Raw genomic sequence first — 22394 nt, forward strand, 5'->3', positions numbered from 1 at the left:
TCAGGGCTTGGCGCACCCCGATGACTTCTACCTTTCGACGGTGCCATCAAATTCGCTCTACAAGGCCGGAAACAGGTCCTGAAATCGACCAAGCTCTAGTTCAGAACTGTTGAAAAAAACGGGGGGGTACCAAGGGATCCAAAAAGATTGCCATCTCTACATGTTGTGCTTTAATGTATTAAAAGGCACATCATGTGGTGGTTCTGCCATGAATAGATCGAGTATTCAGCAAGACGTCGCTCTGTTGCACCGGGAAATTTGGAAACAAAAGGAAATGCTGTGGCCCGATCGACAGCTAATACCGTTAGAAATGCTTGAACCCGATGCTGCTGCATACCTACTCGATGTTGAATACCTGATGCTTCCAAATCTGGGTTCCAGCAAATTCATGCGCTCTGGCCAAGGGCCCGGCATCGCGGGCCTCATCGATCGTCAAGCCAACAAGATTGCCATTTCAATGGCCTACCCTGAGCAGGTTCAAAGGTTTACCGGCGCCCATGAAGTAGGGCACTTCATGCTGCACGAAGGTCAAGTAATGCACCGTGACCGTCCATTGGATGGCTCTGCCAATGCAGGTCACAGATCCGAAGTCGAGCGGGAAGCGGACTATTTCGCAGCGTGCTTCCTGATGCCACCGAACCTTCTGACAGCCCATTTTGAAGCTCAGTTTGGATGCAAAGGCCCCTTTAAGTTTACTGACACGGCATCCTTCCATCTGAACAACAACGATCCTGAGTCCCTGCAATATGCTTCAAAAGGATCGCTTGATCGCGAATTCGCCTTGGCTCGTTGTGAGGTTTTTGGAAGTCGAAGGATGATTTCGCTGGCCAAACAATTTCGGGTGTCCGACAGCGCGATGGCGGTTCGGATCAAAGAATTGGAATTGGTGGTGTGGCCATGACAGAACGCAAGGATCACGTCGCAGGCGGAGCTAATCGATGATTTTTACGTCGAGCCCCAAGTAGTACGCAGGTATGTTGGAGTCGTGCATCTGGCGCTGCTCGCAGCGCCACACCGAGCTCGAATGGCGCTCGGGGCACTCGGATCAGTTACTAAGCGGGCGAAAGCGGCTTCGGCATCGTTGGTTTTCCAGGGATCGAGAGTTTCTTGAACGTCTCGATCTTCTCCGACTCCAACTCCTTCAGGATCGTCTCCTTCGCATCATTTTTGTCAATCGACTTGCCTGTATTGTCGAAGGTGATCTGCTTGATCCGCAGTTCGATTTCGCTGTCCTTGTTCTGGCCGGCAGAGAACTCTGGAAAGCCAAGGGAAATAACGCAGTTGCCATCGAGGCCCGACGTGCTGAAGCGAAATTTGGCATCTAGGCGATGCAGGAACAGGCTCGGTCGATAGGTCACATTGGAGAGAAAATCCGAATCTTCCAGGCTGAATCCCTTCAAATCAAGGTTGCGAATTTTCTCCTTCATCCACCCTAGATCAGTTGGGAGCATATTATCGGGATCAGGGGCTATTCCAATGTCCACGATTTCGAGGAACGTAATTGCCACCAACCGGCTGAACTGGGTCAGACCCAATAAATAAAGGAATCTGTTTTCGTTGGTGAAATCGCAGAAGCGGATGGAAGTGACCGTCTCGTTCTCGTCGATCTGCTTGACTAATTTGAAGTGCGATACCAAGTGCTTGGACATTGCCTTGTTCGTGGTTTTCGTCTCCGGTGCGGTATGCGTACTGATCAGGATCAGTTCGTCCTGGGCTTTGTTTTTTTTGATCTCGATTGACCCTTTAAAGGTTTTGTGCGAATCCGCCCAGCTTTTGGATCGATCAATTCGCTCCAGTAGGTAGTCCATCCGGATAGTGTCGAGGTCTTTGTTGACGGGGTAGAAACCTGGCGTGCCCAGCACCTTGAAATTTACGAAGTCGAGGTCTAGGAGCTTGTTTACGTCGATCGAATCGGGGACAGAGTCGAGCAGCGCGTCCTGCCCTTGCCACTTGATGGTTTGGGTGGTGATCTTTGGATTGTCTTCCTTGGTCGTATAGGCAAGCTGGAGCTGAGAGAATTCGCTCGGCCTGATCAAGGAAAGCGTCAGTGCAGGGATAGTCTGCTCCTTTTCCTGACTATTGATGAAGACGCCCCGACTTTTCAGCACTGTCTTGATATCGCCTGCGCCGATGTAGGGTTGAGCTAGGTAGGTGCGCAGCGCCTCACCTTGCGGCAGGATCGAGTCAATATTTTGATTACTCATGGTATCAACCTCTGAAATCTGCCTGGTAAGACTCCACATCTACTATGGAGGCGAACTCTTTGTTCGCGATTGCCACCTTGGCAATATTCGCAATTTCCTCGTGTTCGACGTAGTTAAAGTCAGGAAATGCGAGCGTCACTTTATGTGGGAATTCAAGGGCGATTGCCATCGAAAATCCAATCATGCGTTTCACAGCCTCCTCGCTGAACCCATCCTGGCAGCAGATGACCAAATGCTTCTTGTCATACTCCTGAACGAAGAAAGGAATGAGGCCGCTGTTGAGATACTCAGGGGGCAAAATCGGGCCGTTAGTCAGCCTTTGGATGGGGCTGACGTTTTTCCCTGTGGATGGGTACAGGAAGCTCACGTTCTCAGCACCGAACGTGTTTCTGACGTAAGTGATGGTGTCGAACAGGAAGCTCGCGCGGCAGTTATCGACTACATAGATAGTTCCATAATTGGAGTCATCAAGTTTGCGCGAGCCTGCAACCTGACTGACAACATCTGCCTCGGCGTCTGATTTCGCGCTTAGCCAGAACAGGACACCCGCGATCGCTTGGGAGCTGGCATTGGAGTAGCCGGCATTGATGGACTTCTTCACAGTCGAGCGGTTGAAGCATTCGACCGTTGTCGCCAGGTCGACGAAATGCTCTTTAAATTTAGTACCCGGCGAGGTGGGGTAGGGCACACTCGAAAACTTTGACGAGATGACCATGTGCTTGAGCACGCCATCCTCAAGGGGAGACAGGCAGCTGAAGACGAAGTCCGCGCCATGCGTCTGCCTCGGGTTATCGGTCGTGCTGTGCAGCTTGGGCTTGACGCAATCGATGCTTGTTCCCTTGAGCGCCGCTTTCCACCCAATGAGGTTAAGCAGGGTTTCAACAACGTGTTCCCCGCGCTCACCCAATTTCTTTGACCATTCGCCCATCAGAAGTCCTTTTATAAGCCAAGACGTAGCTACGCTTTGTCTGCTGAACGCTACGGAGTCTGAACGGTGATGTCTAGTGGCACTTTGTCGACGAGACTTGGACTGTGCTGTGGACTGAATCGCCCGGGTTTCATAGACACCTCAATGCCTTAAAATGAGGCCAATCAGGAGGTGCCATGAGTGACCCGCGTTACCCTGCCCATTTTCAACTCGCTCACATACGAGTTCCAAAAATCCAACAGGCGGCATGCTACAGCTTTCGCGCTGAGTAGATCTCTAAAGTGAGTAGATATGTGGATTTTTCTTTGCCAAAAATGGACGCGATAGCGTGCCGGGACTGTGATGCGAAGGACGTAGATTCCGCTCGAATGGCGGGTCACGCGTAGGAACCCTTTGTAGGAGGGCTACGTGACTTGCTTGCTTCCTAATCGATAGATTTCAGGGAAATCAACGAGTTAGGATAGAAGTGGAGCGGGTGAAGGGAATCGAACCCTCGTTATCAGCTTGGGAAGCTGGAGTAATGCCATTATACGACACCCGCTCAGAGCGGTTGACTTTGTACCAGATGCGGCAGGAAAACTGAAGTTTTTCTTTGCAATATCTGCGGTTACGCGGTTTCTACCGGCACGGCAAGACGTCGTCGGCGACCGGTTTGGCGCAGGCGATGGAGGTGAGGGGGCAGGTTTTGAAGCCGTGTTGCGGTCTGTCGCGAGCAAGCCTCGATCCTGCAGGTAATGAGGTTACCTGTGGGGCGAGGTTGCTCGCGAGGACGTTGTTTCAAATGGCCAGTGCATGGTGGTCCTGAATGAAGTTGGAACGCGTTCGGCCTTCGTGGTGCGCCGGTTTCAGGAAGCCCAGCAGTGCCTGGCGGCTGTCTCGGCAGGCAGCTTTGTGCTCCATGTCGAGAAAGTGCCCGGTGGCCTGGAGAGTGCTGAACGTACTGTATTGCACATGGTTGGCGAACAGCTGGGCATCGCTGGCGGCGGTGTACTCGTCCCATTCGCCGTTCATGAACAGCACCGGAACATCGATTTGCTTGGCCGCCTTGAGGTAGCACAGCCGGTCGCTGTTGAGGACTTGGCTGATGTGGAAGTGCATCTGCCCGTATTCGTGTTCGGCCAGGCTGCTGACGTGGCGATGGTTGAAGCGCTTGAACAGGGATGGCAGGTGTTTGCCGATGGTGTCATTGACCAGGTGCCCGACACGATCGCGCTCCAGGTTGCCGAGGTAATCGACTCCCCGTTCAAGGTAGTCGCGCATCGGTTCGTTGATCACCGGCGAGAACGAACTGACCACGGCTTTTTCGATCCGCCGCGGGCGTTGCGCCAGGGCGAGCAGCGTGGCGGCACCGCCCCACGAAAACGACAGCACATGCTCGGCGGCGAAGTGGTCGATGAGCTCCAGCAGAATCTGCCCTTCGACTTCCTTGGTGAGCATCTTCTCGTGTCGGTTGTGGGCTTTGGACTTGCCCGCGTAGGGTTGGTCGTACAGCACCACGTTGAACTGCGGGTACAGGTTTTTCACGGTCTGTGCAAACGATGCAGTGGTGGCCATTGAGCCGTTGACCAAGATAATGGTCTTCTCTGCGGCGTCTGCGCGATAGAACTCCGTGTAAACCCGATACTGACCTTGTATATCCAGCACAGCGATTTCTGGCCTCATGTCCTGGGACTCCTGGCAAGCGTGTATATGCGCGCAACTGAGTGTGCACGGGATATATGACAGGTAGGCATACGCCTGAGATTGAGGGCCCATGTCGATCCGGTGAGGCCTGGTCGACGGGTGTTGTTATAGGCGGGCAGTCTGTCGGGGGGAGGTGGAGCCTTGAGGCTCTCTGCCGACAAAAAGTTTCTTAGACGTTATAGGTGACTTGTCGGTCACAATTCGGCCGACGGTTTGATTCAAGCAGGGAGAGCGCTATCGCGCAAGTGCCGTTTGTGAATTGTTCGACAAATTTTGCCCGGCGGTCCCGTGATCAGATCAAGGCGATTTCGGCGGCCGTCAGTGGGCGGTATTCGCCCGGTTTTAACCGGCTGTCCAAGACCAACGGGCCCATCTGCTCACGATGCAAGCGCAACACCTTGTTGTCGAAGTGGCCAAACATCCGTTTCACCTGATGATAACGGCCTTCAACGATGCTCAATCGCGCGCAGCGGGACGCCAGCACCACCAACTCGGCGGGCTGGGTGGTCAGGTCTTCGTAGGCAAAGTACAGGCCTTGGGCGAAGGTCTGTGCATAGTCGGGGGTGATCGGTTGCTCGGTTTCGACGTAGTAGAGCTTCGGCAGTTTGGTCTGCGGCTGGGTCAGGCGTCGTGACCAACTGCCATCGTTGGTGATCAGCATCAGCCCGGTGGTGTTGAAGTCCAGGCGTCCGGCGATGTGCAGGTCGTCCTTGTCGGGTTCATGGATCAGGTCGAGGACGGTCGGGTGCTCGGGGTCGCGGGTGGCGCTGACGCAGCCCTGGGGTTTGTGCAGCATGAAGTAGCGCGGTGGTTTGCCGACTTGCAGCACCTCGCCGTCGCACTCGACGCAGCTGAACTCGCGCACTTCGAAATGCGGGTCGCTGACCACCTGCCCGTCGACCTTGATCCGTCGTTCCACCAGTAGCAGGCGCACCTGTTTACGGTTGAAGCGGGGCAGGTTGCTGAGAAAACGGTCAACGCGCATGACGGTCGGCAGATCGGAAAAGGGCGCGCATCTTACTCGATAGACGCGCTGGCTGCCTGCAACTGCGCCTCGACCCGGGCACAGCGCGGGCACAGGCACGATTGGTCGCGCAGTCCGGCGGGTAGGGCCAGCAGCACTGCCGGGTCGATCGTCACGCCGTAGCACCAGCAGGCCCGGTCGGCGGTTCGTGGGTCAGCCAGGCTACAGTCGTTGCGGGCGCCACAGGCCGGGCAAAAGTCAGGTTTATTCATCAATGGAGTGGGTATCTGTGGGCCGGTTCGAGTGGGTACGGGGTGCTTGGCCCGGTACATCCCATGATGGGGGTTTGGGTGTCATCGGGTTGTAGAGTGTAGCGGCTCGACTGTTCGCTTGGCAGGGATTCAGTCAGCGCATTCTAGCGTCACTGTGGAAAGGAAACGCGGGTATTTGCGCCCAATCGCCGCCGCTGTTGATTGCCAGTGTTGTGCGGGCTCGATGTGCCAGCAGGCTGCGCCGGGATGGGGCGAATGAGTCGACGGATGACATGTATCAGCGTATTGCGGCGGCGCACCAGATTCCGATTTCGATGTCTGATATTGCGTCAGTCAACTCAATTGACTGTCGCCGGCCAGCGTCGCTGGCAGGGCGTTTTCGCGGTCCAGGAGGCCGCCATGTATCGCCGACTGCTTCTGATTGCTTCGATGAGTTTGAGTCTTGTTGCGTGCGTCCCTTACTACGATGGAGGTTCCAGCTACTACAGCTCAGAGGTCTATTCTTCGCCGGTACCGGCTTACTATGCGGGTGGACCGAATTACGCTTATCCGCGTAGTTATTACACCTATCCACGCAGCTATTACTCCCCATCCACGCGGTACTACCCGTCAGTGCGCTACTACCAGGCCGCCCCTCGTTACTACCAGGCGGCTCCCCGTTACTATCAGTCATCGCCTCGCTATTACCAGGCGCCGCGAGCGGTTTATCGGTCTTACCCGAACCGTGGCTGGGACGACCATCACCAACAGGGATGGAGCAACCAGTACGGCAGCCCGCGTCATCGCCAATGGGATAACGATGGCGGGCAGGGCGGGCGTGAACACGGCAGGCATGGCGACCATGATGGTCGTGGTGACAGAGGCGGGCGCAACCGCTGAGCCTTGCAACGAACAAGCGGCGCATTCAGCGCTGCTTGTCTATCCCGGGTACTTCAAACATCCGACAGATCCGCCAGCGGATGTCGACCTTCCCACACCTTGTGGAAATGCGCCGCGATCACGGCATCGGGTATCGCGTTGATGTCCGGCCAATGCCAGTGCGGCTTCTGGTCCTTGTCAATCAGCCGTGCTCGAACGCCCTCGCTGAATTCCGGGTGCCGGCAGCAATTGAGGCTCAGGGTGTATTCCATCTGAAAGACTTCGGCCAATGACAAGTGCCGGGCGCGGCGAATTTGCTCCCAGACCAGATGAGCGGTCAGCGGGCAGCCTTCGTGCAGCTGCTTCGCCGCACGGGCCAGCAGCACGTCGCAGTGATCGCGCAACAGGCTGATCGCCCGCCAGGCGCAGCGGACGTCGCTGACGTCGAGCCACTCATCGATCTGCTGGCGTCGCGGCAGCCATTGCGCTTCGGGCATGCGCCCGAGCGCTTCTCGCTGCAAGGCCTTGAGCAGGCTGTTGAGCTGCATCGGCGTCTGCTCCTGCCAGTTGAGCTGCAGCAGGCCTTCGATCAGCGCTTCCTGTTGTTCGTCCAGCAGGAAGCGGTCGGCCAGGTCCAGGTCAATGGCATCGCGGCCGTTGATGTGAGCGCCGGTCAGGCCGAGAAACAGCCCGAGCTTGCCGGGCAGGCGCGACAGGAACCAACTGGCGCCGACGTCCGGATACAGGCCGATACTGATCTCGGGCATGGCCAGGCGGCTGCTGGGGGTGACGATGCGGATGCTGGCACCTTGCAGCAAGCCCAGGCCGCCGCCGAGCACGTAGCCATGGCCCCAGCAGATCAGCGGTTTCGGATAGGTGTGCAGGTGAAAGTCCAGTCGGTACTCCGCCGCGAAGAATTGTGCGGCCAGCGGCGGCACCTCGCCAGGGTGGGCGCGACAGGCCTCCACCAGGCCGCGCACTTCCCCTCCGGCGCAAAACGCCTTGGCCCCGTTGCCGCGCAGCAGCACGCAAACGATCTGCGGTTCTTTTGCCCAGGCATCCAGTTGGTCGCTCAAGGCCCTGATCATCGGCAACGAGAGGGCATTGAGGGTGTGTTCGGCATCCAGGCTGGCAATGCCGATGCGCGCGCCGTCCGTGCCGGTGAGTTCTTCGAAGTGCAGGTTCATTTTGACCTCGATGACTGATTTGAAGATTCAGTATGATCGTTGCGTGGGAAAGTGCTGGATCCGTGTCAGATCAATTGACAAGCGCGGTTGGTTTTCCTAGGGTTCGCCCGATTGAAACTGTGGATGTAACCATGACTGCTGACGACCGTATCAAACTCGAACCGGGCTGGAAGGACGCGCTGCGTGCCGAGTTCGACCAGCCCTACATGGCAGAGTTGCGCGAGTTTCTGCGGCAGGAAAACGCTGCCGGCAAAGAGATCTATCCGCCAGGGCCGATGATCTTCAATGCCCTCAACTCCACGCCGCTGGACAAGGTCAAAGTGGTCATCCTGGGACAAGACCCGTATCACGGCCCGGGCCAGGCCCATGGCCTGTGCTTCTCGGTGCAGCCAGGCATCCCGACACCGCCTTCGCTGTTGAACATCTATAAAGAGCTCAAGCGCGACCTGAACATCGACATCCCAAGCCACGGTTGCCTGCAAAGCTGGGCCGACCAGGGGGTGCTGATGCTCAATACCACCATGACCGTGGAGCGCGCCACTGCCAACGCCCATGCGGGCAAGGGCTGGCAGCATTTCACCGACCGGATCATCGAACTGGCCAGCGAGCATCAACCGCATCTGGTGTTTTTGCTGTGGGGCGCGCATGCCCAGAGCAAACAGAAACTGATCGACGCCACCAAGCACCTGGTCCTGACCTCGGTGCACCCGTCACCGCTGTCCGCCTATCGCGGCTTTCTCGGTTGCGGGCACTTCAGCCGCGCCAACAAGTTTCTTGAGCAGAATGGTGAAACACCGATCGAGTGGCGGTTGCCGCCGGTCGTATAACGGTCTAGTGATCGTTCCCACGCTCTACGTGGTAACGCCTCAATGGACGCTCTGCGTCCGCTTCGGAATGTGACGCGGAGCGTCACGGGCTGCATTCCCACGCGGGAGCGTGGGAACGATCAAATCAGGCCGAATTCGGCTGCCGGTCCCAATGCCTGAACAATGGTTCCGCCAGAAACAGCACGAACAACAGCCGCATCACCTGCATCGCCGTCACCAATGGCACCGACAGTTGCAAGGTTTCGGCGGTCAGGCTCATTTCCGCGATGCCACCGGGCATCATGCCCAGGGTCAGCGAGCGCAGGTCCAGCTGCGTCAGGGCGCTCAGGCCCAACGCTGCCAATGTCGCGATCAACATGGTCAGTGCCGTGCCGATCAGGGTTCGACCCATGAATGACGGCGCGCGGCGAAAGAACTGCCGGTTGAAGTGACAGCCCAGGCCGCTGCCAATCAACCATTGGCCGATCTGGCTACCGCCCTCGGGCAGGCCGATGTGCAAGTTCCCGCTGATGCTGACCACCGCACTCACCAGCAACGGGCCGAACAGCCACGGGTTGGGCTGGCGCAAGCGCTGCCAGACCCAGGCGAGCAGGGCGCCCGCCGGGAACAAGATCGCCAGCCAGCGCCAGTCGACGGTGGCCGGGTGCGTTAACGGCACCCCTTCGCCCAGCAAGTACTTGAAGGCGGCGGGTACGCAGAGCACCACCACCAGCACGCGAAGACTTTGCCCTGCCGCCACGCGACTGAGCACGGCGCCGTTGCGCGCGCCGAGATTGACCATTTCACCGGAACCGCCCGGCATGCTGGAGAAGAACGCGGTGGCGCGATCTTCACCGGTACGCCGCAGCAACCAGACCCCGACCACTGCCGACAGGCTGGTGACCAGGGCGCCAAAAAAGATCAGGCCAAAGTGGCTCATGACCTGCTCCATCACCACCGGGGTGAAGTGCAGGCCAATGCCGATGCCGACGATCCACTGGCCGCATTTGCGCCCGCCAGGGATCTCCGTCAATTGCCAGGGGGTCAGGCAGCGCACCAGGATGACCGCCAGTAACGAGCCGACCATCCAGGGCAGTGGCCAGCCGATCTGGCTGGCGAGGTAACCGCCCAGCAGACCGACCAGCGGGGTTCCCCACCAGGTGTTGAAAGACCGGTCAGACATCGGCGATGGCGCGCCTTGCCACCGAACGTTTACGCCAGATGCGCAGCAGCGGCACCAGCAACATGATCGCGGTCAGGATCCAGCACCCGAAGGTAATCGGGCTCGACCAGAGGATCTCCAGCGCACCGTTGGAAATCGACAGCGCACGACGCAGGTTCTGTTCCATCAAGCCGCCGAGGATGAAGCCCAGCAGGATCGGCGACAACGGGAAGTCGAGCTTGCGCAGGATGTAACCGAAGATGCCGATACCGATCATCAGGAACAGGTCGAAGGTGGTGGCGTGTACGGCATAGACGCCGATCGCAGTGATGATCGCGATCACCGGCACCAGCGCCCAGTTCGGCACGGCCAGGATACGGGTGAAGATACGGATCATCGGGATGTTGAGGATCACCAGCATGAAGTTGGCGACAAACAACGAGGCGATCAGGCCCCAGACGATGTCGGGTTGCTGCTGGAACAACAACGGGCCCGGGGTGATGTTGTACAGCGACAGCGCACCGATCATCACGGCCGTGGTGCCCGACCCTGGTACACCGAGCGTCAGCATCGGCACCATCGCACCACAGGCCGCGGCACCGATGGCCGTTTCCGGGGCGGCCAGACCACGCTTGTCGCCCTGGCCGAACTTGCCGTCGGCACCGGCAATGCGTTTCTCGGTCATATAGGCCACGGCACTGGCCAGCGTTGCGCCGGCACCCGGCAGTACGCCCATGATGAAACCCAGCACACCGCAACGAAGGTTGACCACGAACACCGAGGCCGCTTCCTTGGCGTTGAACATCATCCGGCCGGTGGCCTTCACGGCTTCCTGGCCATGGTGGGTCTTTTCCAGCAGCAACAGGATTTCGCTGATGGAGAACAGGCCCAGCACCAGCACCACGAACTGAATACCGTCGGTGAGGTGAATGTTGTCACCGGTGAAACGATAGACACCGCTGTTGGCATCGATGCCGACACAGGCCAGGAACAAACCGATCAGGGCAGAGATGAAGGTTTTCAGCGGTCGATCACCAGCCATGCCGCCCAGGCAGACAATCGCGAATACCATCAGTACGAAGTACTCCGCGGGTCCGAAGGCAATCGCCCATTTTGCCAGCAGCGGGGCGAACAGCACCATGCCGCAGATGGCGATGAAAGCGCCGATGAACGAACTCCATGCCGACAATGACAGCGCCACCCCGGCCATACCTTTGCGGGCCATGGGGTAGCCGTCGAGGGTAGTCATGACGGTGGAGGCTTCACCCGGAATGTTCAGCAGGATCGAACTTATCCGCCCGCCGTACTCACAGCCCAGGTACACCGCGGCCAACAGGATCAGGGCCGATTCCGGTGGCAGGCCGAGGGCAAAGGCGATCGGAATCAACAGCGCCACGCCGTTGATCGGACCCAGGCCTGGCAACAGGCCGACTACGGTGCCGATCAGGGTGCCGCTCAATGCGGTGACCAGGTTGTACGGCGTCAGTGCGACGCCGAAGCCCTGGCCAAGGTAGCTAAGGGTATCCATATCAGTTCTCCAGAACGTCGAGCAGGCCCAATGGCAGAGGTACGTCCATCACGCGGTCGAACAGCAGGTACAGGCCAAGGCTCATCAAACCGATGATTACCAGGCTCGGTAGCCAGCGGCCGCCATAGAGACGGGCCATCGGTACGCCGATCAGGATGCTGGACACAATGAATCCCAAGGGTTCGAAGGTGCCGGCGAACACCACCAGCAGGGCGATGCAGATGCCGATCTTGGTCAGGGTTTCGCGATCCAGCGGCGGTTCGTCTTCGCTGTGGATGATCGGGGTCGGGCGAAACGCCATGTACAGCAGGGCGATGCCCATCAGGGCCAGCAACAATAATGGGAAGGCTCTTGGGCCGACGGGTTCATAGGAGAACGCTGCCTGGTACGGCCAGGCCATCATGGCCAGGCCGATGCAGGCCACCAACAGCGTGGAGGCAAAAATACGTTGTAAGAGCATGACAAACTCCTGGGCCACACCCCGGATAGCGCAAGGGCATGGCCACGAGACAGAGAGGCGATTACTGAATCAGGCCGAACTCTTTGGCCAGCATCTTGTAGTCGGCGACCTGTTTCTTCACATAGGTGTCCAACTCCGGCCCGGTCATGGCGAACGGGAACAGTTCACGCTGGTCACGCAGCTTGGCGAAGTCTTCGGAGGCCAGCAGTTTGTCGAAGGCGTCTTTCCACCAGGCGTATTCGGCATCGCTGACTTTTGGCCCCAGGTAGAAGCCGCGAACCACCGGCCAGACGATGTCGTAGCCTTGCTCCTTGGCGGTCGGGATGTCCTTCATTTCCGGCTCGTCGAGACGCTCGTTGGCAAACACGGCCAGCAGGCGCATGTCACCGCTCTGGATGTGTGGCATGGAGTCGGAGATGTCGGTACTGCCGACCTGGATGTGGCCACCGAGCAGGGCGGTGGCGATTTCGCCGCCGCCTTCGAGTGCCACGTAGCGCAGGTCACGCGGGTTGATCCCGGCGGCCTTGGCGATCAAGGCGGTTTGCATCCAGTCCTGGCTGCCGACGGTGCCGCCGGAGCCGATCACCACTTTGCTCGGATCTTTCTTCAGGGCCTGAACCAGATCGTCGAGGGTTTTGTAAGGCGAGTCGCTTTTCACCGCGATGGCCCCGTAGCTGGTACCCACCGCTGCCAACCAGCGCACGGCGCTTTCATCGAAACGGCCGAACTTGCCTTGAGCCAGGTTCAGCAACGAACCGCTGGACCAGGCCACCAGAGTACCGGCGTCGGCCGGACGCTGGGCGACCACCGCGTTGTAGGCCACTGCGCCGACACCGCCGGGCATGTAGGTCACGCGCATCGGCTTGGTCAGCAGTTTCTCGTTCACCAGCGCGCTTTGCGCCAGTTTGCACGTCAGGTCAAAACCACCGCCCGGAGACGCCGGGGCGATGCATTCGGGACGCTTGGGTTCGCCCGATTCGGTGGCGAGCAGCGGGCCGGCGAACAGCAGGCAACTGGCGGTGAGTGCAACGTTACGCAGTGAGAAGTTCATCGATTGTCTCCACAGGAGTTGTTGTTGTGTTGGAGCTGTTGTGGGTTGAATCCATTACCAAAGGGCAACGCTATAGCTCACCAGCACCCGTACTTCATCAGCGTCGCGGGCGGAGTAGTTCGAGCGATAGGTGGCATTGCGCAGGCGCACGGCAACGTCCTTCAGGGCGCCACTTTGCACCACGTACTTGATCTCGGTGTTGCGTTCCCATTCCTGGCCGGTGTCACCGTTGTTGAGCTTGATGTTGTCACCGCTGATGTAGCGGCTCATGAAGCTCAGGCCGGGAACCCCCAGGCTGGCGAAGTCGTAGTCGTAACGGGCTTGCCAGGAGCGTTCTTCGGCACCGGCAAAGTCGTTGATCTGTACGAAGTTGACCAGGTAGGGGTCGGAACCGTCGACGTAGGGGAACGCGCTGTCGCCAGACATGTACTGGTAGCCGGCGCTGATTTTATGCCCGCTCAAGGCATAACTCACCAGGCCGTTGAGGGAGTTGTTGTCGATTTCACCGCCGCGTGCCTGTCCCGAGTCATCGCTGATGGCCAGCCGCAGGTCGGTGCCGAACGTGCCCGGTCCGAACGCTTGTGAGGCGACCAGGCCGAGGAAGTGCTGGTTGTAGACTTCGCCCAGTTGCGCGAAGTGGTAGCTGCCGGTGATCTTGTCGGTGAGCTTGTAGTCAACGCCACCGAAGTCGAAATGCGTGCCCGGTACGGTGCCGGCGAAGCGGCTGTTCTTGTTGTTGAGGGCAATGTCCTCGAAGTCGGTGCTGTCGCGGTCCTTGGCTTTTTCCAGACGCCCGCCGGTGAAGGTCAGGCGCTTGAACTCCTTGGAACTGAGCATGCCGCCTTCGAAGGTCTGCGGCAGGATGCGCCCGTCGTTGGCCTTGAGGATCGGCAGTTCCGGAATCAGGCTGCCGATCTTCAGTTCGGTGGCGGAGATTTTCATTTTGCCGGTCAGGCCGAGTTTCGAGTACTCGTCAGCGGCACGCCCGTCATCGTGGACCGGCAGCAAACCGGTACCGGTGCGGTCGGGGCTGGAATCGAGCTTGATCCCGAGCATGCCCAGCGCATCGACACCAAACCCCACGGCGCCATCGGTGTAGCCCGACTCGAGATTGAGCATGAAGCCCTGGGCCCACTCGTCACGTTTGGATTGCTGGGCGCTGGTTCCGCTGCGAAAGTCGCGGTTGAAGTACATGTTGCGGGTTTCCAGGGTCGCGCTGCTGTCTTCGAAGAAGGCAGCCTGGCTGACAGGCGAAAAGCCGGCGACGGCGGCGGCACTGGCCAGGGCGGTGGTACCAAGGCGGGAGAAGCGAGCAGGCGTAGAAGCCTGAGGCTGTGTAGACAGCATCGTGAAACACTCCATTTATTGTTCTTATTGGGGCGAAAACGCATCGAGGCGTTTTTCGTTCACTACTCTCAAAAATACGGCAGTCGAAACTGTCCGTGGTTGGACTCTAACGGGCGAACCTTTCGCTAACCTTTCAGAAGACTTTCACGGTTTTCGGGCTTCACAGCGGCGGATGCGGCTGTAAACTCCGCGCCAAAGAGTGGTGTCGACCATCCCCTGAATGAGGTAAGGATTCATGCGTGTTCTTCTCGTCGAAGACCATCTGCAGTTGGCCGAAAGTGTCGCCCAGGCGCTCAAGAGCACGGGGTTGACGGTGGATGTGCTGCACGACGGGGTGGCTGCGGACCTGGCCTTGAGCAGCGAAGACTATGCGGTGGCGATCCTCGATGTCGGCCTGCCGCGCATGGACGGTTTTGAAGTGCTGGCGCGGTTGCGCAGCCGGGGCAAGAACCTGCCGGTGCTGATGCTGACTGCTCGCAGCGACGTCAAGGATCGGGTCCACGGGCTCAACCTGGGGGCCGACGATTACCTGGCCAAACCGTTCGAGCTGACCGAGCTGGAAGCGCGAGTCAAGGCGCTGTTGCGCCGCAGCGTCCTGGGGGGCGAACGCCAGCAACGTTGCGGCGTACTGGTGTATGACCTGGACACGCGGCGATTCACCCTGGGCAATGAGTTGCTGACCCTGACCTCGCGCGAGCAGGCTGTGCTCGAGGCTTTGATTGCCCGTCCCGGCCGGGTGATGAGTAAGGAGCAACTGGCCGCCCAGGTGTTCGGGCTGGATGAAGAGGCCAGCCCCGATGCCATCGAAATCTATGTCCACCGATTGCGTAAAAAACTCGACGGCCATTTGGTGGTCATCGTGACCTTCAGAGGCTTGGGTTACCTGTTGGAAAGCCGCGATGCATAAGCCCAGGAGCCTGCGCTGGGGGTTGCTGTGGAACCTGGCGCTGTTGCTGGTGGTGCTGATGATCGCCAGCGGCTTGAGTGCTTACTGGAACGGTCGCGAAGCGGCCGACACGGCTTATGACCGAACCTTGCTGGCCTCGGCGCGCACTATCGCCGCCGGGCTTTCCCAGCGTGACGGCAGCCTCAGTGCCGATGTGCCTTATGTGGCGCTGGACACGTTTGCCTACGACAGCGCCGGGCGGATTTATTATCAGGTGAACGATATTCACCAGCAGCTGATTTCCGGCTACGAGAACCTGCCCGGACCGCCGCCCGGTACGCCGCGAACCGATGACTACCCGGCACTGGCACGCTTCTATAACGCCACCTACCTGGGGCAGAACGTGCGCGTGGTAAGCCTGCTCAAGGCGGTGACCGAGCCGAACATGAACGGCATGGCGGAAATCCGCGTGGCGGAAACCGATGAGGCACGGGTCAGCATGGCGCGCAGCCTGATGGCCGACACATTGCTGCGTCTGGGGATGCTGGCGGGCGGCGCGTTGTTGCTGGTGTGGTTCGCCGTCAGTGCCGCGTTGCGCCCGTTGGAGCGCTTGCGCACGGCGGTGGAGGAACGCCAGCCCGATGACCTTCGGCCGCTGCCGCTGGTGCAAGTGCAGCGCGAGTTGTGGCCATTGGTACGTGCCCTGAACCATTTCACCGAACGCCTGCGTGTGCAGTTCGAGCGCCAGGCGCAGTTCATCGCCGATGCGGCCCACGAACTGCGCACACCTTTGGCGGCACTCAAGGCACGCCTTGAGTTGGGGCTGCGGGCAAACGAACCGCACACCTGGCGCAGCACGCTGGAGGATGCCGCCCAAGGCACTGATCGCCTGACTCACCTGGCCAATCAGTTGTTGTCGCTGGCGCGGGTCGAGAACGGGGCACGGGCGATTGCCGAAGGTGGGGCGCAGATGCTCGACCTGAGTCAGTTGGCTCGCGAGCTGGGCATGGCCATGGCGCCGCTGGCCCATGCACGGGGTGTCGCGCTGGCGCTGGAGGCTGACGAACCAGTATGGCTGCGCGGCGAGCCGACGCTGTTGAACGAGTTGCTGAGCAACCTGGTGGATAACGCCCTGGCCCATACCCCGTCGGGCGGCAACGTGATTTTGCGCGTCAGCGCCCCGGCCATACTTGAGGTCGAGGACGACGGACCGGGGATTCCGCTGGAGGACCGTGGCCGGGTATTCGAGCGCTTTTACCGACGCAATCAACAGGTCGCCGGGTCGGGGCTTGGCTTGGCTATTGTCGGTGAAATCTGCCGGGCGCACCTGGCGCAAATCAGCCTGCATGACGGTGCGCAGGCCGGCTTGAAGGTGCGGGTCAGCTTTATCGCCGGGTAACGGTTGTGTGCCGGTTACCTGGGCAAGTAACCAAGCCCGGCCTGGGTCTGTCTGCCGAAAGACTTGAAACCCACTTCGCGAATCAGCCGTTAGAGCAACCGTTGCCCATTACGCTATAGCGCAAGATATGCCGTTTTCCGTTTGAGTCTTCATATTCCATGCGCGCCGGTACAACTTCGCAGACATTGGGAACTTCGCTCATGGAGATAACTTTGGCGATATCCAGGTCAGTGGAGTAAGTGTATTCCTCTACCGGGACCGAATGGCGGGCGACATCAGTCGGGACCTCGTCTGCCATGGCGGTTGCGCACAGACTGCCGAGGGCCAGAACCAATAAAGCTTTCATTTCAGATTTACCTTTCTAAGGTCGAGTGGGGTCACGCAGCCTTTGTGGGGCTGCGTGTGGAACTTGATTGCAGGGTGTTGGATTAACGGCCTTCGTGGGGGCTGTAACCTGGTTAATCACATTGCCTTGTTGGCAGGGCGGATTTTAGGCGCCTGGGTTACGCACATATAGGTGCGCTTTTGATAAAGACTGTTGGCATATTCTGTAACAATCAGAAAAACTTTCTCGTCAGCGGCGCGGGTGATGTGTGTGGGTAAAAACCGTGTGGCGCGTCGTTGCGTCCATCGGCAAGCCGGCTAGCCCGGGTGCTGGCGGTGAAACGGGACTGGCGTCCCAGCCCCGGTTTACAAGGGGTTTGCACATGCCTCGGTGTTTTGTAAGGGGGTTGTTACTACCATCGTCGAATGGTTCTATAAGCCCGCCTCGGGCTACAACCCAGGTCTACAAAAACAACTATTTCACCGAGGTAAGAAAGATGAGTGCGGCTTCTCTGTATCCCGTTCGTCCCGAGGTTGCGGCCAATACGCTGACTGATGAAGCGACCTACAAGGCCATGTACCAGCAGTCGGTCGTCAACCCGGACGGCTTCTGGCGCGAACAAGCCAAGCGCCTCGACTGGATCAAACCTTTCACCACGGTGAAGCAGACCTCTTTCGACGACCACCATGTCGACATCAAGTGGTTCGCCGATGGCACCCTGAACGTTTCCTACAACTGCCTGGACCGTCACCTCGCCGAGCGCGGCGATCAGGTCGCGATTATCTGGGAAGGCGATGATCCTTCCGAGAGTCGCAACATCACTTACCGTGAACTGCACGAGCAAGTCTGCAAGTTTGCCAACGCCCTGCGCGGCCAGGATGTGCATCGCGGCGACGTGGTGACCATCTACATGCCGATGATCCCGGAAGCCGTGGTCGCCATGCTGGCCTGTACCCGGATCGGCGCGATTCACTCGGTGGTGTTCGGTGGTTTCTCGCCTGAAGCCCTGGCAGGTCGCATCATCGACTGCCGGTCCAAAGTGGTCATTACCGCGGACGAAGGCTTGCGTGCCGGCAAGAAAATCCCCCTCAAGGCCAACGTCGACGATGCGCTGACCAATCCGGAAACCAGCAGCATTCAGAAAGTCATCGTGTGCAAACGCACCGGTGGCGACATCAAGTGGAACCAGCATCGCGACATCTGGTTCGAAGACCTGATGAAAGTGGCGGGCACCGTGTGTGCGCCGAAAGAGATGGGCGCCGAAGAAGCCCTGTTCATCCTCTACACCTCCGGCTCCACCGGCAAGCCCAAGGGCGTGCAGCACACCACCGGTGGCTATCTGCTCTACGCCGCGCTGACCCATGAGCGCGTGTTCGACTACCGTCCGGGTGAAATCTACTGGTGCACCGCCGACGTCGGCTGGGTCACCGGTCACACCTATATCGTCTACGGCCCGCTGGCCAATGGCGCGACCACCTTGCTGTTCGAAGGTGTGCCGAACTATCCGGACATCACCCGGGTGGCGAAGATCGTCGACAAGCACAAGGTCAACATCCTCTACACCGCACCGACCGCCATTCGCGCGATGATGGCCTCGGGCACGGCCGCTTGCGAAGGCGCCGACGGCAGCAGCTTGCGCCTGTTGGGCTCGGTGGGCGAGCCGATCAACCCGCAAGCCTGGGATTGGTACTACAAGAACGTCGGACAGTCCCGTTGCCCGATCGTCGACACCTGGTGGCAGACCGAAACCGGCGCCACCCTGATGAGCCCGCTGCCGGGGGCGCACGCACTCAAGCCAGGTTCCGCGGCGCGGCCGTTCTTCGGCGTGGTGCCGGCACTGGTGGACAACCTGGGCAACATCATCGAAGGGGCCGCTGAGGGTAACCTGGTGATTCTTGATTCGTGGCCGGGCCAGGCGCGTACGCTGTATGGCGACCACGACCGTTTCGTCGATACCTACTTCAAGACGTTCCGCGGCATGTACTTCACCGGCGACGGTGCTCGTCGCGATGAAGATGGCTACTGGTGGATCACCGGTCGCGTGGACGACGTACTCAACGTCTCTGGCCACCGCATGGGCACCGCCGAGATCGAAAGTGCGATGGTCGCTCACCCGAAGGTCGCCGAAGCGGCGGTGGTCGGTGTGCCGCATGACATCAAGGGGCAGGGCATCTACGTCTACGTCACCCTCAATGGCGGTGAAGAGCCGAATGAAGCGTTGCGCCTGGAACTGAAAAACTGGGTGCGCAAGGAGATCGGTCCGATTGCCTCGCCGGATGTCATCCAGTGGGCGCCGGGCCTGCCGAAAACCCGCTCCGGGAAAATCATGCGCCGTATCCTGCGCAAGATCGCCACCGCCGAGTACGAAGGCCTGGGGGATATCTCCACCCTGGCTGACCCGGGTGTGGTGCAGCACCTGATCGATACCCACAAGACCATGAACGTCGCGTAACGCTCGTTCCCGAGTCTGCGAACCCCGCCAGGCCTTGCGCTTGGCGGGGTTTTTTTATGGGGTGGGGCGCCGAAAGCTGTTCGCTAGCAAACTCGCTCATGCCGGGAGGTGTATAGCCCGTGTAGGCACGGACTTGTCAGGTGCCCGGATCTTGAGCGAATAAATATCGATTTGTGAGTCGGGCGTTTCCGAGCGTTACCCGTGGGTTGAAATGTGTCACTGCTCGCCTGATTTCGGGGTAATGGGAAACGCCAGGCCCCGTTTTAGTGCCCTTGCAGGCCGTGTGAAAAATAAGACATTACGCTGAGCTTGCCGGATTAGAAGGGTTTGCGAATAATAGGCCCGCTATTTGCAATATAGATCGGTTCAATGTCTTTTGCTCTTGCATAAACCTCAAGGGCTGTCAATGTGCTCGAACGGCTTTCTCGGTGCTTCTGTAATATGTTGTCGCATTGAAGAAATATCGGCCTCGGGCCTGTCGTTAGAATGCCGATCACTCGCTCGTCGTAGTCCGTGTTGAAGTCAGCGCGCGATTGCCGGGACGCAGCAGCTTTATTTCGTTTCACCCATTCGCATATTGGGCTGTTGCTCACTCTGCCGTTTTCGCCCTTTACCGATGGAGTCCAAAGATGAAGAAACTCGTGCTTCTTGGCGCCCTGGCACTGTCCGTGCTGTCTTTGCCAACGTTCGCCGATGAAAAGCCTCTGAAAATTGGTATCGAGGCGGCTTACCCTCCGTTCGCGTCCAAGGCGCCGGATGGCAGCATCGTTGGTTTCGACTACGACATCGGCAACGCCCTGTGCGAAGAGATGAAGGTCAAGTGCGTCTGGGTCGAGCAAGAGTTCGACGGTCTGATCCCGGCACTCAAGGTGCGCAAGATCGACGCGATCCTGTCTTCCATGTCGATCACTGAAGATCGCAAGAAGTCCGTGGACTTCACCAGCAAGTACTACAACACCCCGGCGCGCCTGGTCATGAAGGCCGGTACCCAGGTCAGCGATGGCCTGACCGAGCTCAAGGGCAAGAACATCGGTGTGCAGCGCGGCTCGATCCACGAGCGTTTCGCCCGTGAAGTCCTGGCGCCACTGGGGGCTGAAATCAAGCCTTACGGCTCGCAGAACGAAATCTACCTGGACGTGGCTGCCGGTCGCCTCGACGGCACCGTGGCAGACGCTACCCTGTTGAATGATGGCTTCCTGAAGACCGACTCCGGCAAAGGCTTCGCGTTCGTGGGCCCGGCATTCACCGACGTCAAGTACTTCGGTGACGGCGTAGGCATCGCGGTGCGCAAGGGCGACAAGGCTGATCTGGACAAGATCAACGCGGCCATCGCCGCCATTCGCGAGAACGGCAAGTACAAGCAAATCCAGGACAAGTACTTCGACTTCGACATTTACGGCAAGTAATACGTCGCAGCGATAAGTCCGAAATGGCGCAAGCAGCAGGGGCTCTGAGGTTTGCGCCATTTTTTCATCCCAACTTTCGAGGACCTGAAACATGTTGAAAGGCTACGGGGCTGTCATCCTCGATGGCGCATGGCTGACGCTTCAGCTCGCCTTGTCGTCCATGGTCTTGGCCATTGTTCTGGGTCTGATCGGGGTCGCGCTACGCCTGTCGCCGATACGCTGGCTGGCCTGGCTGGGCGACCTGTATTCCACGGTGATCCGCGGGATTCCCGATCTGGTGCTGATCCTGCTGATTTTCTACGGCGGCCAGGACCTGCTCAATCGTGTGGCGCCATTGCTCGGCTATGACGACTACATCGATCTGAATCCGCTGGCGGCCGGTATCGGCACCCTGGGCTTCATCTTTGGTGCGTACCTGTCGGAAACCTTCCGTGGAGCGTTCATGGCCATCCCCAAAGGCCAGGCCGAAGCCGGCATGGCGTACGGCATGAGCAGCTTCCAGGTGTTTTTCCGGGTATTGGTGCCACAGATGATTCGCCTGGCGATTCCCGGCTTTACCAATAACTGGCTGGTACTGACCAAGGCAACCGCGCTGATTTCGGTGGTCGGTCTGCAAGACATGATGTTCAAGGCCAAGCAGGCGGCGGATGCCACTCGCGAGCCTTTTACCTTCTTCCTCGCAGTGGCGGCAATGTACCTGGTGATCACCAGTGTCTCGTTGCTGGCATTGCGTCACCTTGAGAAGCGCTACTCGGTAGGCGTAAGGGCGGCTGATCTATGATCTTCGACTACAACGTCATTTTGGAGGCGCTGCCGCTCTACCTCGGTGGCCTGCTGACCACCCTGAAACTGCTCGCACTGTCGCTGTTTTTCGGCCTGCTGGCGGCGCTGCCGCTGGGGTTGATGCGTGTCTCCAAGCAGCCGATCGTCAACATGAGTGCCTGGCTCTTCACCTACGTGATTCGCGGTACGCCGATGCTGGTACAGCTGTTCCTGATCTACTACGGTCTGGCGCAGTTCGAAGCGGTGCGTGAGAGTATTTTCTGGCCATGGCTGTCCAGCGCGACGTTCTGTGCCTGCCTGGCGTTCGCCATCAATACCAGTGCCTACACGGCGGAAATCATTGCCGGCAGCCTGCGGGCCACGCCCAATGGTGAAATCGAAGCGGCCAAGGCCATGGGCATGTCGCGCATCAAGATGTACAAGCGCATCCTGCTGCCGTCGGCCCTGCGCCGGGCACTGCCGCAGTACAGCAACGAAGTGATCATGATGCTGCAGACCACCAGTCTGGCGTCCATCGTGACCCTGATCGACATCACCGGTGCCGCGCGTACCGTGAACGCTCAGTACTACTTGCCGTTCGAGGCCTACATCACCGCCGGTGTTTTCTACCTGTGCCTGACCTTCATTCTGGTGCGCCTGTTCAAGCTCGCCGAGCGTCGCTGGCTGGGCTACCTGGCTCCGCGGAAGCACTGA

Annotated in this window: 21 protein-coding genes and 1 tRNA gene; 9 read left to right on the top strand and 13 right to left on the bottom strand. The window is 59.1% G+C overall.

The window, feature by feature from the left end:
- The first annotated feature begins 208 nt into the window (after positions 1-208).
- On the top strand, positions 209-901 hold the full coding sequence (locus CKW29_RS22805) for an ImmA/IrrE family metallo-endopeptidase (protein WP_095149163.1): 693 nt from the start codon (positions 209-211) through the stop codon (positions 899-901).
- Between the two features lie 151 nt (positions 902-1052).
- Here CKW29_RS22805 and CKW29_RS22810 read toward each other — a convergent pair whose 3' ends face one another.
- The 6 genes from CKW29_RS22810 to CKW29_RS22835 all read right to left on the bottom strand — a co-directional run bounded on the left by CKW29_RS22810 (position 1053) and on the right by CKW29_RS22835 (position 6051).
- A complete protein-coding gene (locus CKW29_RS22810; protein ID WP_256584935.1) occupies positions 1053-2204 on the bottom strand; it encodes a hypothetical protein in 1152 nt (383 codons plus the stop codon).
- Between the two features lie 4 nt (positions 2205-2208).
- Complete coding sequence (locus tag CKW29_RS22815; RefSeq protein ID WP_095149165.1) at positions 2209-3132, bottom strand: hypothetical protein; 924 nt, start codon at positions 3130-3132, stop codon at positions 2209-2211.
- Positions 3133-3599: 467 nt separating this feature from the next.
- Positions 3600-3673, bottom strand: a tRNA-Gly gene (locus CKW29_RS22820).
- A gap of 236 nt (positions 3674-3909) precedes the next feature.
- Positions 3910-4794 (bottom strand): alpha/beta fold hydrolase, encoded by an 885-nt coding sequence (locus CKW29_RS22825; RefSeq protein ID WP_095146963.1) that lies wholly within the window; start codon positions 4792-4794, stop codon positions 3910-3912.
- Positions 4795-5107: 313 nt separating this feature from the next.
- Positions 5108-5800 (bottom strand): pseudouridine synthase, encoded by a 693-nt coding sequence (locus CKW29_RS22830; RefSeq protein ID WP_095146962.1) that lies wholly within the window; start codon positions 5798-5800, stop codon positions 5108-5110.
- A gap of 32 nt (positions 5801-5832) precedes the next feature.
- On the bottom strand, positions 5833-6051 hold the full coding sequence (locus CKW29_RS22835) for a cysteine-rich CWC family protein (RefSeq protein ID WP_095146961.1): 219 nt from the start codon (positions 6049-6051) through the stop codon (positions 5833-5835).
- 399 nt (positions 6052-6450) lie between these two features.
- Between CKW29_RS22835 and CKW29_RS22840 the strand changes: the two genes are divergently transcribed.
- Positions 6451-6930 (top strand): hypothetical protein, encoded by a 480-nt coding sequence (locus CKW29_RS22840; protein ID WP_095146960.1) that lies wholly within the window; start codon positions 6451-6453, stop codon positions 6928-6930.
- A gap of 53 nt (positions 6931-6983) precedes the next feature.
- Here CKW29_RS22840 and CKW29_RS22845 read toward each other — a convergent pair whose 3' ends face one another.
- The gene (locus tag CKW29_RS22845; protein ID WP_095146959.1) at positions 6984-8096 is read right to left on the bottom strand and encodes an enoyl-CoA hydratase/isomerase family protein; all 1113 of its coding nucleotides are present in this window, start codon (positions 8094-8096) and stop codon (positions 6984-6986) included.
- A 131-nt stretch (positions 8097-8227) separates the two neighbouring features.
- Between CKW29_RS22845 and ung the strand changes: the two genes are divergently transcribed.
- The gene (gene ung / locus CKW29_RS22850) at positions 8228-8923 is read left to right on the top strand and encodes a uracil-DNA glycosylase (protein WP_095146958.1); all 696 of its coding nucleotides are present in this window, start codon (positions 8228-8230) and stop codon (positions 8921-8923) included.
- Positions 8924-9047: 124 nt separating this feature from the next.
- Here ung and CKW29_RS22855 read toward each other — a convergent pair whose 3' ends face one another.
- The 5 genes from CKW29_RS22855 to CKW29_RS22875 all read right to left on the bottom strand — a co-directional run bounded on the left by CKW29_RS22855 (position 9048) and on the right by CKW29_RS22875 (position 14450).
- Positions 9048-10085, bottom strand: coding sequence for an AbrB family transcriptional regulator (locus tag CKW29_RS22855; protein ID WP_095146957.1), 1038 nt, complete (start codon positions 10083-10085; stop codon positions 9048-9050).
- The gene (locus tag CKW29_RS22860; RefSeq protein WP_095146956.1) at positions 10078-11592 is read right to left on the bottom strand and encodes a tripartite tricarboxylate transporter permease; all 1515 of its coding nucleotides are present in this window, start codon (positions 11590-11592) and stop codon (positions 10078-10080) included. Before CKW29_RS22860 ends, CKW29_RS22855 begins: the two co-directional genes overlap by 8 nt.
- Before the next feature lies 1 nt (position 11593).
- Positions 11594-12052, bottom strand: a complete 459-nt coding sequence (locus CKW29_RS22865; protein WP_095146955.1) for a tripartite tricarboxylate transporter TctB family protein — start codon at positions 12050-12052, stop codon at positions 11594-11596.
- 61 nt (positions 12053-12113) lie between these two features.
- Complete coding sequence (locus CKW29_RS22870; RefSeq protein ID WP_095146954.1) at positions 12114-13103, bottom strand: tripartite tricarboxylate transporter substrate binding protein; 990 nt, start codon at positions 13101-13103, stop codon at positions 12114-12116.
- A gap of 54 nt (positions 13104-13157) precedes the next feature.
- On the bottom strand, positions 13158-14450 hold the full coding sequence (locus CKW29_RS22875; protein ID WP_095146953.1) for an OprD family porin: 1293 nt from the start codon (positions 14448-14450) through the stop codon (positions 13158-13160).
- Positions 14451-14685: 235 nt separating this feature from the next.
- Here CKW29_RS22875 and CKW29_RS22880 point away from each other — a divergent pair, with 235 nt between their 5' ends.
- Complete coding sequence (locus CKW29_RS22880; protein WP_095149166.1) at positions 14686-15357, top strand: response regulator; 672 nt, start codon at positions 14686-14688, stop codon at positions 15355-15357.
- Positions 15350-16735, top strand: coding sequence for a sensor histidine kinase (locus tag CKW29_RS22885; protein ID WP_095146951.1), 1386 nt, complete (start codon positions 15350-15352; stop codon positions 16733-16735). Before CKW29_RS22880 ends, CKW29_RS22885 begins: the two co-directional genes overlap by 8 nt.
- Positions 16736-16817: 82 nt before the next feature.
- On the opposite strand, the gene CKW29_RS22890 is transcribed toward CKW29_RS22885, so the two are convergent.
- A complete protein-coding gene (locus CKW29_RS22890) occupies positions 16818-17081 on the bottom strand; it encodes a DUF2790 domain-containing protein (protein ID WP_095146950.1) in 264 nt (87 codons plus the stop codon).
- 475 nt (positions 17082-17556) lie between these two features.
- On the opposite strand from CKW29_RS22890, the gene acs reads away from it, so the two are divergent.
- The 4 genes from acs to CKW29_RS22910 all read left to right on the top strand — a co-directional run bounded on the left by acs (position 17557) and on the right by CKW29_RS22910 (position 22394).
- The gene (acs, locus tag CKW29_RS22895) at positions 17557-19512 is read left to right on the top strand and encodes an acetate--CoA ligase (RefSeq protein WP_095146949.1); all 1956 of its coding nucleotides are present in this window, start codon (positions 17557-17559) and stop codon (positions 19510-19512) included.
- A 629-nt stretch (positions 19513-20141) separates the two neighbouring features.
- On the top strand, positions 20142-20918 hold the full coding sequence (locus CKW29_RS22900; protein ID WP_095146948.1) for an ABC transporter substrate-binding protein: 777 nt from the start codon (positions 20142-20144) through the stop codon (positions 20916-20918).
- A 91-nt stretch (positions 20919-21009) separates the two neighbouring features.
- Complete coding sequence (locus CKW29_RS22905; RefSeq protein ID WP_095146947.1) at positions 21010-21699, top strand: ABC transporter permease; 690 nt, start codon at positions 21010-21012, stop codon at positions 21697-21699.
- Positions 21696-22394, top strand: a complete 699-nt coding sequence (locus CKW29_RS22910) for an ABC transporter permease (protein WP_095146946.1) — start codon at positions 21696-21698, stop codon at positions 22392-22394. Before CKW29_RS22905 ends, CKW29_RS22910 begins: the two co-directional genes overlap by 4 nt.

Origin of the sequence: Pseudomonas sp. Irchel s3a18 (assembly GCF_900187535.1) — a bacterium.
Taxonomy (GTDB): domain Bacteria; phylum Pseudomonadota; class Gammaproteobacteria; order Pseudomonadales; family Pseudomonadaceae; genus Aquipseudomonas.

Excerpts from the sequence above, each read along its gene's own strand:
- CKW29_RS22805 (WP_095149163.1), top strand. The coding sequence starts at position 209 with ATGAATAGATCGAGTATTCAGCAAGACGTCGCTCTGTTGCACCGGGAA.
- CKW29_RS22810 (WP_256584935.1), bottom strand. The coding sequence starts at position 2,204 with ATGAGTAATCAAAATATTGACTCGATCCTGCCGCAAGGTGAGGCGCTG.
- CKW29_RS22815 (WP_095149165.1), bottom strand. The coding sequence starts at position 3,132 with ATGGGCGAATGGTCAAAGAAATTGGGTGAGCGCGGGGAACACGTTGTT.
- CKW29_RS22825 (WP_095146963.1), bottom strand. The coding sequence starts at position 4,794 with ATGAGGCCAGAAATCGCTGTGCTGGATATACAAGGTCAGTATCGGGTT.
- CKW29_RS22830 (WP_095146962.1), bottom strand. The coding sequence starts at position 5,800 with ATGCGCGTTGACCGTTTTCTCAGCAACCTGCCCCGCTTCAACCGTAAA.
- CKW29_RS22835 (WP_095146961.1), bottom strand. The coding sequence starts at position 6,051 with ATGAATAAACCTGACTTTTGCCCGGCCTGTGGCGCCCGCAACGACTGT.
- CKW29_RS22840 (WP_095146960.1), top strand. The coding sequence starts at position 6,451 with ATGTATCGCCGACTGCTTCTGATTGCTTCGATGAGTTTGAGTCTTGTT.
- CKW29_RS22845 (WP_095146959.1), bottom strand. The coding sequence starts at position 8,096 with ATGAACCTGCACTTCGAAGAACTCACCGGCACGGACGGCGCGCGCATC.
- ung (WP_095146958.1), top strand. The coding sequence starts at position 8,228 with ATGACTGCTGACGACCGTATCAAACTCGAACCGGGCTGGAAGGACGCG.
- CKW29_RS22855 (WP_095146957.1), bottom strand. The coding sequence starts at position 10,085 with ATGTCTGACCGGTCTTTCAACACCTGGTGGGGAACCCCGCTGGTCGGT.
- CKW29_RS22860 (WP_095146956.1), bottom strand. The coding sequence starts at position 11,592 with ATGGATACCCTTAGCTACCTTGGCCAGGGCTTCGGCGTCGCACTGACG.
- CKW29_RS22865 (WP_095146955.1), bottom strand. The coding sequence starts at position 12,052 with ATGCTCTTACAACGTATTTTTGCCTCCACGCTGTTGGTGGCCTGCATC.
- CKW29_RS22870 (WP_095146954.1), bottom strand. The coding sequence starts at position 13,103 with ATGAACTTCTCACTGCGTAACGTTGCACTCACCGCCAGTTGCCTGCTG.
- CKW29_RS22875 (WP_095146953.1), bottom strand. The coding sequence starts at position 14,450 with ATGCTGTCTACACAGCCTCAGGCTTCTACGCCTGCTCGCTTCTCCCGC.
- CKW29_RS22880 (WP_095149166.1), top strand. The coding sequence starts at position 14,686 with ATGCGTGTTCTTCTCGTCGAAGACCATCTGCAGTTGGCCGAAAGTGTC.
- CKW29_RS22885 (WP_095146951.1), top strand. The coding sequence starts at position 15,350 with ATGCATAAGCCCAGGAGCCTGCGCTGGGGGTTGCTGTGGAACCTGGCG.
- CKW29_RS22890 (WP_095146950.1), bottom strand. The coding sequence starts at position 17,081 with ATGAAAGCTTTATTGGTTCTGGCCCTCGGCAGTCTGTGCGCAACCGCC.
- acs (WP_095146949.1), top strand. The coding sequence starts at position 17,557 with ATGAGTGCGGCTTCTCTGTATCCCGTTCGTCCCGAGGTTGCGGCCAAT.
- CKW29_RS22900 (WP_095146948.1), top strand. The coding sequence starts at position 20,142 with ATGAAGAAACTCGTGCTTCTTGGCGCCCTGGCACTGTCCGTGCTGTCT.
- CKW29_RS22905 (WP_095146947.1), top strand. The coding sequence starts at position 21,010 with ATGTTGAAAGGCTACGGGGCTGTCATCCTCGATGGCGCATGGCTGACG.
- CKW29_RS22910 (WP_095146946.1), top strand. The coding sequence starts at position 21,696 with ATGATCTTCGACTACAACGTCATTTTGGAGGCGCTGCCGCTCTACCTC.